Genomic DNA, 12,788 nt, shown 5'->3' on the forward strand with positions numbered 1-12,788 from the left:
CGCAATGGCCTCCAAAGAACCATCGACGGACAAGTCCATGTGGAGTAAAAACAGCGGATGGAAATATAGCGTGGCAACACGCTATATTCTGTTTTTGCTGCTTGCTTTGCTCTTCTATATCAGTCTAGCATCCAAGCTTTTGCCGGAACGCTATGACATCCAGGTCAATACGAAAAGCGAAAAGAATATCGTGGCGCCCGTTCAAATCGAGGACAGCAAGGCGACGCTGAAGGCACAGGAGGCGGCGGCGGAGAACGTCCAGCCGATTTACCCTCTCGTCCCGCTGCGGAACGACGTTCTGGTTACGCAGATCCTTGACCGTATTGAACGTTTGAACCAGGACGTGGATATCAGCTCCGCCGAAAAGGTGGAGATTTATCGCAAAGAAATTCCGCGGATGGCCAGAGAATTCGTGCAAAATTTCGTGTCGGCCAACAGCACGAATGAAGCCTACTCCAAAGAGCTGCTTCAGGAAATGCAGCGGGTCATCGAAGAACAAACCTATCGGATTCCCGAGGAAACGTTCATTAAGATACCGCGGTTGAATTCGGAAGATATTATCCAGATGAAGCCCGTAGCCCGCGAGATCGTTTCCAGGCTGATGCTGAACGAGATCGTGGATGCCGACACGGCCCGCACCCGCGTGGCGGAACGAGTGAACACCAGCTCGTTGAATGATCGGACCGCCAGGGAAGTCGTTCAGGAACTGGCGAGTTTAACGATTACGGCCAACAAGTTCTATGACGAGGTCGCCACGAAGAATGCGAAGGTTGAAGCTCGCGAGAATACCCCGCCCGTCTTTATCAAACAAGGGGACATCCTTGTGGCAAAGGGTCAGCTCATCACGCCGGAGCTGTACGAGCTGCTCGGCAAGAACGGGCTGCTGAAGGACGACATCAACTATTGGCCGGAGCTTGGCGTTTTGCTCCTGTCCGTTTTGCTGTCCCTCGGCATACTGATGTTCATCCGGCAGTCGGAGCCGGGCAAATTCAAATACAACAACTCGCAGCTGCTGATGTTGGTCCTGGTGTACGTCATTACGCTGATCACCATGCATTTGACCGCATTTCTGCAGAGCGATTCCCAGATGTACGTGGGGTATTTGGCGCCTGTCGCGATCGGCGCGATTCTGGTTACCCTGCTGCTGGAGACCTCGCTTGCCTATTTCAGCGTCATTATCTTCAGCATCATGGCAAGCGTCATATTGAACGTTCAAGGGGAACTGTTCGACTTCAAGTTCGGGTTATTCGCAGCCGTGACTTCCTGCGTGGCGATCTTCTCGATCCACCGCGCGAGCCAGCGGTCGACGATGCTGAAGGGCGGCATCATGGCTTCTCTCTTCGGCGCCTTGATCGTGTTCATTATGCTGCTGCTCAATAACGACACGTGGACTACGACGGAAACGCTGTATTCGATCGGTTTTGCCATCGCGGGCGGACTGTTAACGGCGATCCTGGTTATCGGGCTCATGCCGTTCTTTGAAGTCACCTTCGGCATCCTCTCGGCGCTGAAGCTGGTTGAATTGTCGAATCCGAACCATCCGCTGCTCCGTAAACTGCTGACAGAGACGCCGGGCACATACCATCACAGCGTCATGGTCGGTAACTTATCCGAGGCAGCTGCGGAAGCGATTGGCGCCAACGGACTGCTGTGCCGCGTCGGTTCTTATTATCACGATATCGGAAAAACCAAGCGCCCGATCTATTTCATCGAGAATCAGAACAATATGGAGAATCCGCATGATTCCATAGAACCGAAGCTGAGCAAATCCATTATCGTAGCGCATGCAAGGGATGGCGTGGAGATGCTCAAGGAGTACAAGCTGCCCAAGCCGATAAGGGATATTGCGGAGCAGCATCATGGCACCACGTTTTTACACTATTTCTATCATAAGGCGGTTCGCCAGGCGGAAGAGCAGGGCGTCGAGCCGGATTTCACGGAGGATGATTTCCGCTATCCGGGGCCGAAGGCCCAATCCAAGGAGTCTGCGATTGTCGGCATCGCCGACAGCGTGGAAGCGGCCGTCCGATCATTGCGTAAACCAACGGTCGAACAGGTCGAATCGATGATCGAGAAGATTATCAAGGGGCGTCTGGATGACCATCAGTTTAATGATTGCGATTTAACGATGAAGGAACTGGACATCATCGCCAAGACGTTAAAGGAGACGGTGATGGGGATTTTCCATTCCCGGATCGAATATCCGGAGGATGTGAAGCGTCCCAAACTGTCCGCGCCGAACGGCGAAGCCTCGACCGCATCGGAGACGTCCGCAACGAGTGAGGAACAGAGAAGGAGCGTATAAGAATGAGCCTGCAGCTGGCATGGAATAATGAACAAGAGGATTTTCAGATTAGCGAGGAATTGATCACCCTGCTTGAAGCGATTCTGCAGAAGGCCGGAGAGGCTGAAGGCGTAACCGATGGCGAGGTTGATCTGACCTTTGTCGATGATGAAGGGATCCATGAATTGAACCGGGAGTACCGGGGAATCGATCGTCCGACCGACGTGCTCTCCTTTGCAATGAATGAAATAACGAACGATGAGCTCGAGATCATTTATGAGCTGGAAGAGGGAGAAGAGCTGGAGAGCGTGCCGGATGTACTGGGCGATATCATTATTTCGGTCCCCCGGGCGAAGCTGCAAAGCGAAGAATACGGTCACTCCCTGGAGCGTGAGCTGGGTTTTCTGTTTGTTCACGGATTTCTTCACTTGCTCGGATATGACCATCAGGATGAGGCAAGCGAAGCCGAAATGATGGGCAAACAGGAAGCCGTACTAGCCGAAGTAGGATTAACAAGATAGTGAAGCCGCACAGACAATCGTTATACAGGGCTTTTGGGTGCGCCATGCGAGGCATCTTGACGGCTGTACAAACGGAACGCAATATGAAAATCCACATTGCTGCTGCCTTGATCGTGTTCATCGCAGCAGCTTTGCTGCAATTGGATCGAATCAGCTGGTTATTTTTGGTATTGGCGGTTTCCCTTGTATTCATCGCGGAGCTGGTCAATACTGCGGTGGAGGCCATCATCGATCTGGTCTCGCCTGAAGAACATGTGTTAGCCCGGGTGGCTAAGGATACGGCAGCCGGTGCAGCACTCGTTGCAGCGGTTTTTGCCATCGCGATCGGCATTATGGTCTTCTATGAACCGGTATGGGAATGGATACATACTTTAACAAACTGAACGATATAGGAGGAATTAGATATGGATGCAGGTTTGTTGATGCAAGAAGCGATTAAGGCGCGCACGCGGGCGTACATACCTTATTCGAAATTCGGCGTGGGAGCTGCCCTGCTGGATTCTCGCGGACAGGTGCATTTGGGCTGCAACGTGGAGAATGCAGCCTACGGACCGACCAACTGCGCGGAGCGCACGGCATTGTTCGGGGCGATTGCCGACGGTCATGAAGCGGGGAGTTTCCAAGCGATCGCCATCGTTGCGGATACGGACGGCCCGTGCACGCCGTGCGGCGTATGCCGGCAAGTGCTGGTGGAGCTGTGCAAGCCGGATATGAAGGTCATTATGGGTAACATGAAGGGCGACATCAAGGAGACGACCGTCAGCGAACTGCTGCCGGGGGCGTTCGGTCCATGGGATTTAAACAAGCAGTAAGACTCCAAATCATATAGTATGGAATCATGTAGTACACAACACGTAGATACGGAACCGTAACGGAGGCATGGTATGCAAAAAAAACAATTTAAATCCGGTTTTGTGGCAATTATCGGCAGACCGAACGTAGGAAAATCGACGCTGATGAACCAAGTGATCGGCCAAAAAATCGCCATCATGTCGGACAAGCCGCAAACGACAAGAAACAAAATCCATGGCGTTTATACGACCCCGGATTCCCAAGTGGTCTTTCTGGATACGCCGGGCATCCATAAGCGTCAGTCCAAGCTCGGAGATTATATGAACCAGACCGCTTTGAGCACATTGGGTGAGGTTGAAGCGGCATTGTTCCTGGTTGACGCGTCCGAGGGCATCGGCGGGGGAGACCGGTATATCGCCGAGCAGCTGCAGAAGATCAAGACGCCGATCATCCTGGTGATGAACAAAATCGACAAGATTGAGCCGCCCGCTCTGCTGCCTCTGATCGAGCAATATCGGAAGCTGCATGATTTTGCAGAGATCGTCCCGATTTCCGCGAAGCTCGGCAGCAATGTGAACACGCTGCTCGAGCAAATCCAGAAGTATTTGCCGCCAGGCCCGCAGTACTATCCTGAGGACCAAGTGACGGATCATCCGGAGCAATTCGTATGCGCCGAGCTGATTCGCGAGAAAATTTTGCACATGACCAGGGAGGAAGTGCCTCATTCCATCGCAGTCACCATCGAGGACATGCGGGTAGAAGAGAACGGAACCGTCTATATTTCCGCCGTTATTTTCGTAGAGCGCGATTCCCAGAAGGGCATCATTATCGGCAAGCAGGGGGCGCTGCTTAAAGAAGTGGGCAGACAGGCCCGCCAGGATATTCAAAGGCTGCTGGGGTCCAAGATTTTCTTGGAGCTCTGGGTTAAAGTAAAAAAAGATTGGCGCAATCAAGAACGCGTTCTTCGCGATCTCGGATTTCACCGCGGGGAATAATGAAGCCGGCTCAAATTCGAGGGAAATCATACGCGGCTGCCGCCTGCCAACAATTGCATTTCATAAATCTGCTCTAGAGGCACATCCTAATTTTCGTAGATGATGCAGACGTCATTTCCGAAGAGAGGATGAATACGAATGCGAGATTTTTCGTGGAAGTATTTTGCGATGACTGGAGATGTCGATGCGTATTTGCTGTATAAGGAAGCCGAGGGTGAATCGGTCCTTGCAGCTGCATCCGTTGAAGACGAGGCGGCCCCGAATGAAGAAGACGAGTAATCATTGGTTGTTCCAGGAATGGTTGGGGGAAAGCGCATGCTATATCGGGCGGAAGGGATTGTCATCCGCAGCATGGACTACGGTGAAGGGAACAAAATCATTACACTTTGCACCAAAGAATCGGGCAAGGTAGGCGTGCTGGTCAGAGGAGCAAAGAAGGTGAAAAGCCGTCATGCTGCTCTGACGCAGCTGTTTACTTATGGAGAATATGTGTTCTTCCGAAATGGTACCGGGCTTGGCAACTTGAACGCCGGCGAGATTATGGAATCTCACCACGGGCTCAGGGAGGACCTTGTAAAAGCCGCCTATGCTTCTTATGCCTGCGAGCTCTTGGATCGGGTGCTGCAGGATGAGGAGACGGGCGCTTTTTGGTTTCATCAGCTCAAGGCCTGCCTGGAAGCCCTTCAGGAGGATAAGGATCCCCAAATCATCATCAATCTGTATGAGATGAAAATTCTGCAGGCGGCAGGGTACGGGCCGGAGCTGGATGTTTGCATTTCATGCAATCAATCCAGAAAAGACGAAGATATGCTGGTGAGCCCCCGCCTTGGCGGCGTGCTGTGCCGTTACTGCAAACATCTGGATCCGCCGGCGATGGCCATCTCAACCAGAACGTTGAAGCTGCTGCGCCTGTTTGGACGCCTGGACCTGAGGCGGCTGGGCAATGTAGACGTAAAGGACGAAACGAAGGCCGAGCTCAAAAAAGTCATGCGAGCGTTGATGGATATGCAGCTGGGGCTGCGTTTGAAATCGCAAAACTTTTTGGATCAAATGGACAAGTACAACATTTGACGTAAGGTATGGAATGAGGTATTATATTTATCAGTTTATTAGTTTTTTGAATACTGGCATGCATTGAACGGGAAAGTAGTGAATAATCGATCCAATGATAGCGAGCCGGGGGCGGTGGAAGCCTGGCGGGAGATATTCATGAACAGGGCACCCGGGAGCATGGTGAAACGATAAAGTGGGTTTTGCTTATCGCTGGAGATCGTCAGATCACTCGGCGGCAAAAGCAAGGCCAAGTAGGGTGGAACCGCGGGAAGCTACAGCTCTCGTCCCTATGTCTGTACAACAGGCGTAGGACGAGAGCTTTTTGTTGTACAGAGAAATGTTAGCATGATGGATTGGATTCGAAAAAGAAAACAAAGGAGCTAAAATCATGAATTTCCAGCAGATGATTTTGACGCTGCAGCAATTTTGGGCGGAACAGAATTGCATCATCGTGCAGCCGTACGACACGGAAAAAGGCGCCGGTACCATGAACCCGATGACGTATTTGCGTTCGATCGGACCTGAGCCGTGGAACGTGGCTTATGTTGAGCCTTCCCGTCGCCCGGCCGACGGCCGCTATGGGGAGAACCCGAACCGTTTGTATCAGCATCACCAATTCCAGGTCATTCTCAAACCTTCGCCTGACAATATCCAGGAGCTGTATTTGGAAAGCCTGAAGCGTCTTGGCATCAATCCGCTTGATCATGACATCCGTTTTGTCGAGGACAACTGGGAAGCGCCAACGCTCGGTGCATGGGGCTTGGGCTGGGAAGTATGGCTCGATGGTATGGAGATCACGCAGTTTACGTATTTCCAGCAGGTTGGCGGCATTGACGCCAATCCGGTGGCTGTGGAGATTACCTACGGCATGGAGCGCCTTGCATCCTACATCCAGGATAAAGAGAACGTGTTCGATCTGGAGTGGGTAGACGGCATTACCTACGGAGACGTGTTCCATCAGCCGGAATTCGAGCATTCGAAGTATACCTTTGAAGTGTCCGACGTGAAGATGCTGTTTACGCTGTTTAACATGTACGAGGAAGAAGCGAATAAAGCGATGAACCAGCATCTGGTGTTCCCCGCTTATGACTATGTTCTGAAATGCTCGCACACGTTCAACCTTCTGGATGCCAGAGGCGCGATCAGCGTAACGGAGAGAACGGGATACATCATGCGCGTGCGCAACCTGGCTCGTCAGGTAGCTGCCACGTATTTGGAGGAGCGCGAGAAGCTGGGCTTCCCGCTGATTAAGAAAGGGGGCGCAGAGCATGTCTAAGGATTTATTGTTTGAAATCGGTCTGGAAGAAGTGCCGGCGAGATTTCTGCGCGCCGCGATGGAGCAGCTTCAGGACAAGTTGGTCAAATGGCTGGATGCTTCCAGAATCGCGCATGGCGAAGTCACGGCATTTGCTACCCCGCGCCGCTTGGCGGTATGGGTTCAGAACGTTGCGGATAAGCAAGAGGACGTCAGCGAGGAAGTGAAAGGGCCTTCCCGCAAGATCGCTCTCGATGACAGCGGGCAGTGGAGCAAGGCGGCTCTTGGTTTTGCCAAAAGCCAGGGCGTTGATCCCGAGAGCTTTACGTTTAAGGAGCTCGGCGGAGTCGAGTATATTTACGTGACGAAGAATAGCGTCGGCGTGGATACGAAGTCCATCCTGTCCGAAGGGTTGCTTGGAATACTGACTTCGATGACATTCCCGAAAAACATGCGCTGGGGAGCGCACGAATTCAAATTCGTCCGTCCGATTAAGTGGATGGTCGCGATGCTGGGCAGCGAGACGGTAGATCTGGAAATTACGGGCGTGAAGGCCGGTAACGTAACTCGCGGGCATCGTTTCCTTGGCGGAGAAGCCGTAATTCCGGAAGCATCTGCTTACCGCGACGTACTTCGCGAACAGCATGTTATCGTCGACGTGAATGAGCGCCAGGAGATGATCGTTTCGCAAATCCAGGCGCTGGCCCAGGAGAAGGACTGGAATATCGCGATCAAGGATGACCTGCTAGAAGAGGTATTGTTCCTGGTTGAGACTCCAACCGTGCTGTACGGATCGTTCGACTCCTCATTCCTTCATATTCCGCAGGAAGTATTGATTACGTCCATGCGTGAGCATCAGCGGTATTTCCCGGTGCTGGATAAGCAGGGACAATTGCTTCCGTATTTCGTAACGGTTCGCAGCGGGGACAGCCGCTCCCTCGACGTGATTGCGAGAGGAAACGAGAAGGTGCTGCGGGCCCGGTTATCGGATGCGAAATTCTTCTATGAGGAAGACCAGAAGCTTCAGATCAAGGATGCCCTGTCGAAGCTGGAGAGCATCGTTTTCCATGAAGAGCTGGGGACGATCGGCGATAAAGTCCGCAGAATCCGACGGATTTCGGACCAATTGTCCGCGAAGCTTAACGTTTCTGCAGACGCAGCGGATTCCGTGAGCCGTGCGGCCGATATTTGCAAATTCGATCTGGTGACGCAGATGGTCTATGAATTCCCTGAATTGCAAGGGGTTATGGGAGAGGATTACGCAAGAAAAGCCGGTGAGAAGGAGCATGTGGCCAAAGCGGTGTTCGAGCATTACCAGCCTCGCTTTGCCGGCGATTCGGTGCCTTCCACGACGGTGGGTTCCATCGTGAGCATCGCGGATAAAATCGACACCATCGTGGGATGCTTCTCCATCGGCATTATTCCGACTGGCTCCCAGGATCCTTACGCACTCCGGCGTCAGGCTGCGGGCATCGTTCAGATCATCTTGGAGCACAAACTTCCGGTGACTTTATCCGACGTGTTCGGCGTGGCGCTCGAGGTTCACGAGAACATTCGCGTATTGAAGCGATCGACTGACGAAATCCGCAAAGACCTTAAGGAGTTCTTCGGGCTTCGCGTGAAGAAGCTGTTGTCCGAAGACCAGCGTTATGATGTGGTGGATGCGGTCATTACGGCCGGATTCGATCATGTGGTGTCCGTCGTATCCCGCGGCCATGCGCTGATGAATGCCGTGGAGAGCGTCCAGGATTTCAAAACGACGGTAGAGTCCTTCAACCGGGTCAGCAATTTGGCTGCCAAGGCGGGCAAGGCCGCTGTCAACGCCGAACTGTTCACGGAATCGGAAGAAAACAAGCTTTATGAAGCTTGGAACGCGATTCGCGCAGATTACCATGCCGCGCTGCAGGCAGCGGACGGCGAACGTTCGCTGTCCTTGCTGAGTGGACTAAGGGAGCCGATTACAGGGTTCTTTGATTCGGTGATGGTGATGGCTGAAGACGAAGCGGTTCGGGCCAATCGCCTCGCGCTGCTCTCTGGAATCGACGGTGATCTGAAGCGGTATGCCGATTTCACGAAATTGGTGTGGTAGTAGTGACAGCATGATTTTGCAAATGGTATAATGTATTGTTCAGTGAAAGCGACAGCCCGCGGTTCAGCGCGGGATGGCGCTTTCGCTATGAACGGACGGATTCAAGCATGGGCAAGGTCATTGTTTATTTGGGCAGCAGGATTTTAATCGGCCAAAGACGTATATAATAATATACAGCATAATAAGGACCCAAGATTAAAGATAAGAGCCGGTGATGCGTATGAACGAAAGCTCCATTTCGATCGTGGTTGACGGGGATGCTTGTCCAGTCAAGAAGGAAATCGCAGAGACTGCTCGTGCATTCCGTGTGCCGGTGCTGCTTGTTTCTTCCTATGATCATCTGCTGCAAGCCGAAGAAGGGGTTACGACAATCCAGGTGGACCGGAGTGATCAAAGTGCGGACCTCTACATCGCCAACCACATATCCAGGGGGGATATCGTGGTGACGCAGGATTATGGATTGGCTGCGCTTGCGCTTGCCAAATCATGCCACGTGATCTCCTTTCGCGGCCGTATTTTCCATAATACGGATATCGATTTCATGCTGGATTCCCGTCACCATCAGGCGAAGGCGAGGAAACAAGGAAGGTATGGCAAAGGGCCCAAGAAACTGCTTGACGAAGACCGGAGGTTTTTTCAACATAAACTGACAAAACTTTTGCGAGAATTGCAGGAGAATGTCCACCCGTAGCGAATACTATTTACGTGCCAAAAGAGATGAAGGTGGTTTGGATGAGTACCGGACAAGGCAATATTCCGGATGATGTCATTGAGGAAGTACTGGCCAAAAGCGATATTGTGGATACGGTCAGCAAATACGTGCATCTTACCAAACAGGGGAAATACCTGAAGGGCTTATGCCCGTTTCACTCAGAGAAGACTCCTTCCTTTACGGTTACACCGGAACGCCAAATCTTTTACTGCTATGGCTGCGGTAAGGGCGGAAACGCCATTAAGTTTAGAATGGAAATCGAAGGATTTTCTTTTCCCGAAGCCGTCAAGACAATGGCAGAAGAGAATGATATCTCGTTGCCGGAAGGTCAAGGAGTTCCCGTAATTCCTCGTAATCCGGAAAAAGAACGTTTGATTGAAGCGTATGAGCTTAGCGCCAAGCTGTACCATTTCCTGCTGAAGAATACGGAACATGGTACGGAAGCCATGAAGTATTTAAGAGCCCGCGGAATGAACGACAAGATGATTGATCAGTTTCAAATCGGTTATGCGCCAGATCGTTGGGACACGCTGGTTCAGTTCCTGACCAAACGCTCCTTTGACTTGAAAGAGATGGAAAGAGGCGGTTTATTATCCGCAAGACATGAACAAGAAGGCTATCTCGACCGTTTTCGCGGACGAATCATGTTTCCCATACATGACCGCAGCGGCAAGGTCATCGCGTTTGCGGGCAGAATACTGGGGGACGGTCAACCGAAGTACCTGAATTCCCCGGAGACACTTCTATTTAATAAGAGCCGCACATTGTACAACCTGCACCAGGCCAAAACATCCATACGCAAATTGCGTCAAATCCTGTTATTCGAAGGATACGGCGATGTCATTTCGTCATGGGAAGCAGGACTGCACAACGGCGTGGCAACGATGGGAACCTCTCTAACGGAAAACCAAGTGGCAATCATGAAATCGGTGGCTGAAGAAGTTGTTGTTGTCTATGATGGCGATAAAGCCGGCATGGCCGCCGCGTCAAAAGTCATTCCAATGCTGGAGGGCGTTGGTCTCAAGGTACGAATCGCTTTGGTGAACGAAGGAATGGACCCGGATGATTATATCCGCAAGTTCGGTCCCGAGCGTTTCAGGCATGTGGTAGAAACAGCCGTTTCAACAACAAAATTTAAACTTATATATCTGAAGAAAAACCATATACTGCTAGAAGAAGATGGTAAAATTGCGTACGCCAAAGAGGCACTGCCCATTATCGCCGTACTGAATTCCTCAACCGAACGGGAGGTTTATTTGAGGGAATTATCCTCCGAGCTTCATCTTTCCTACGAAAGTCTTAAGCAGGATTGCAATCTGCTTCGGCAATCGATGCAAAAAAAGATGGGCGATGGGGATAATAAGGAAAAAAGGTGGAATAATGGTAGGCATAAAAAAGGGCGCCAGCCCGCCCCGGCACTTCTGCCTGCTTACCATGCTGCAGAACGGCGGCTGCTGTCGCTGATGCTGCAGGATGCGGAGGCCGCGCGATACGTTGGCGATCGCCTGGGAGAAGCGTTTAATATTGAAGATCATGCGGCAATCGCTGCTTATCTATATGCTTTTTACGCACAGGGCAAATCTCCGGATATCAGCCGTTTCATGTCATCGCTCCAAGACGATCGTTTGGAAATGACGGTCAGCTCGATCATGATGATGGAAGCACCCGCCGAGTGGAACGTTCAAGTGCTCGATGATTGCATACGCGAGGTGCTGAAATTTCCGCAGCAGAGAGAGATCGACCAGAAAAAAGAAGAAATGATAAAAGCGGAGCGCTCTGGTGATTTTTTGCGAGCCGCGCAAATTGCAAGTGAGATTATCGCCCTAGAAAGACAATGAAGCCCCGCGCATTGCTGTTTCTAGGGAGGAGGGAGTCGAATGATGGCGAATGATCAGCATACTGAACTAGAAACGGAATTTACGCTGGATCAAGTCAAGGATCAGTTGATTGAACAGGGTAAAAAGAGATCCGTATTAAGCTATAAAGATATTATGGAGAAATTGTCGCCATTTGATCAGGACACGGAGCAGATGGAAGAGTTCTATGAGCAGCTGGCCGACCTGGGCATCGATGTGGTAAATGAAAATGACGAAGAGGGCCCTCACCGGCAATCGGGAGATTCCGAATCCCATGATAATGAGGATTTTGGATTTGACGACGATCTTTCACTGCCTCCGGGGATCAAAATTAACGACCCGGTTCGGATGTACCTGAAGGAAATTGGACGGGTTCCGCTGTTGTCCGCGGATGATGAGATCGAGCTTGCCAACCGGATTGAACAGGGAGATGAAGAAGCCAAGCGCCGTCTGGCCGAAGCTAACCTGCGTCTCGTCGTAAGTATTGCGAAGCGTTATGTGGGTCGTGGAATGCTGTTCCTGGATTTGATCCAGGAGGGCAACATGGGTTTGATCAAAGCCGTGGAGAAATTCGATTACAAAAAAGGCTTCAAATTCAGTACGTATGCGACTTGGTGGATTCGCCAAGCGATCACGCGCGCGATCGCGGACCAGGCCCGTACCATCCGTATTCCCGTGCATATGGTAGAGACCATCAACAAGCTGATTCGTGTATCCAGACAGCTTCTGCAGGAGCTTGGGCGCGAGCCTTCGCCGGAGGAAATTGCTGCAGAGATGGAACTCAGCGTTGAGAAAGTCCGGGAGATCATGAAGATTGCCCAGGAGCCGGTTTCGCTGGAAACGCCGATCGGCGAAGAGGACGATTCCCATCTTGGGGATTTCATCGAGGATCAGGAAGCACTCGCTCCTGCTGACGCGGCTGCCTACGAGCTTCTGAAGGAACAGCTCGAGGATGTGCTGGATACGCTGACAGAGCGCGAGGAGAATGTCCTTCGCCTTCGTTTCGGACTCGATGACGGCCGCACAAGAACGCTGGAAGAGGTCGGCAAAGTATTCGGCGTTACGCGTGAGCGGATACGGCAGATCGAAGCCAAAGCGCTCCGTAAGCTTCGTCACCCGAGCCGCAGCAAGCGGTTAAAGGATTTTCTCGAATAGCTTAATCCACGGACCTTCTGCAGTAACGCAGCAGGTCCTTTTTTTCGAATGCAAGCAGGGCGAATGAAGTTTCTTG

12 protein-coding genes are annotated in these 12,788 nt (G+C 51.8%); all 12 read left to right on the plus strand.

Annotated elements, in window-relative coordinates; all coding sequences use genetic code 11:
- Positions 1–4 precede the first annotated feature (4 nt).
- The 12 genes from MHI43_RS08865 to rpoD all read left to right on the plus strand — a co-directional run bounded on the left by MHI43_RS08865 (position 5) and on the right by rpoD (position 12,712).
- Positions 5–2,305, plus strand: coding sequence for an HDIG domain-containing metalloprotein (locus MHI43_RS08865; protein ID WP_036666063.1), 2,301 nt, complete (start codon positions 5–7; stop codon positions 2,303–2,305).
- Positions 2,306–2,307: 2 nt separating this feature from the next.
- Positions 2,308–2,805, plus strand: coding sequence for an rRNA maturation RNase YbeY (ybeY, locus tag MHI43_RS08870; RefSeq protein WP_036666062.1), 498 nt, complete (start codon positions 2,308–2,310; stop codon positions 2,803–2,805).
- A complete protein-coding gene (locus tag MHI43_RS08875; protein ID WP_036666060.1) occupies positions 2,805–3,188 on the plus strand; it encodes a diacylglycerol kinase family protein in 384 nt (127 codons plus the stop codon). Before ybeY ends, MHI43_RS08875 begins: the two co-directional genes overlap by 1 nt.
- 21 nt (positions 3,189–3,209) lie before the next feature.
- Complete coding sequence (gene cdd / locus MHI43_RS08880) at positions 3,210–3,617, plus strand: cytidine deaminase (RefSeq protein WP_036666059.1); 408 nt, start codon at positions 3,210–3,212, stop codon at positions 3,615–3,617.
- Between the two features lie 72 nt (positions 3,618–3,689).
- Positions 3,690–4,592, plus strand: a complete 903-nt coding sequence (gene era / locus MHI43_RS08885) for a GTPase Era (protein ID WP_015734202.1) — start codon at positions 3,690–3,692, stop codon at positions 4,590–4,592.
- A 138-nt stretch (positions 4,593–4,730) separates the two neighbouring features.
- The gene (locus tag MHI43_RS08890; RefSeq protein WP_009590824.1) at positions 4,731–4,871 is read left to right on the plus strand and encodes a YqzL family protein; all 141 of its coding nucleotides are present in this window, start codon (positions 4,731–4,733) and stop codon (positions 4,869–4,871) included.
- Positions 4,872–4,907: 36 nt separating this feature from the next.
- Entirely contained in the window at positions 4,908–5,663 is a 756-nt protein-coding gene (gene recO / locus MHI43_RS08895) for a DNA repair protein RecO (protein ID WP_015734203.1), read from the plus strand.
- A 370-nt stretch (positions 5,664–6,033) separates the two neighbouring features.
- The gene (glyQ, locus tag MHI43_RS08900) at positions 6,034–6,921 is read left to right on the plus strand and encodes a glycine--tRNA ligase subunit alpha (RefSeq protein ID WP_015734204.1); all 888 of its coding nucleotides are present in this window, start codon (positions 6,034–6,036) and stop codon (positions 6,919–6,921) included.
- The gene (glyS, locus tag MHI43_RS08905) at positions 6,914–8,989 is read left to right on the plus strand and encodes a glycine--tRNA ligase subunit beta (RefSeq protein WP_036666057.1); all 2,076 of its coding nucleotides are present in this window, start codon (positions 6,914–6,916) and stop codon (positions 8,987–8,989) included. The genes glyQ and glyS overlap by 8 nt, the downstream gene beginning before the upstream one ends.
- A gap of 214 nt (positions 8,990–9,203) precedes the next feature.
- Positions 9,204–9,680, plus strand: a complete 477-nt coding sequence (locus MHI43_RS08910; RefSeq protein ID WP_009592134.1) for a YaiI/YqxD family protein — start codon at positions 9,204–9,206, stop codon at positions 9,678–9,680.
- A gap of 41 nt (positions 9,681–9,721) precedes the next feature.
- A complete protein-coding gene (gene dnaG, locus MHI43_RS08915; protein ID WP_009592131.1) occupies positions 9,722–11,539 on the plus strand; it encodes a DNA primase in 1,818 nt (605 codons plus the stop codon).
- A 42-nt stretch (positions 11,540–11,581) separates the two neighbouring features.
- The gene (gene rpoD / locus MHI43_RS08920) at positions 11,582–12,712 is read left to right on the plus strand and encodes an RNA polymerase sigma factor RpoD (RefSeq protein ID WP_036666181.1); all 1,131 of its coding nucleotides are present in this window, start codon (positions 11,582–11,584) and stop codon (positions 12,710–12,712) included.
- Positions 12,713–12,788: the final 76 nt, after the last annotated feature.

Origin of the sequence: Paenibacillus sp. FSL H8-0457, from assembly GCF_038051935.1 — a bacterium.
Lineage (GTDB): Bacteria > Bacillota > Bacilli > Paenibacillales > Paenibacillaceae > Paenibacillus_AQ > Paenibacillus_AQ lautus_A.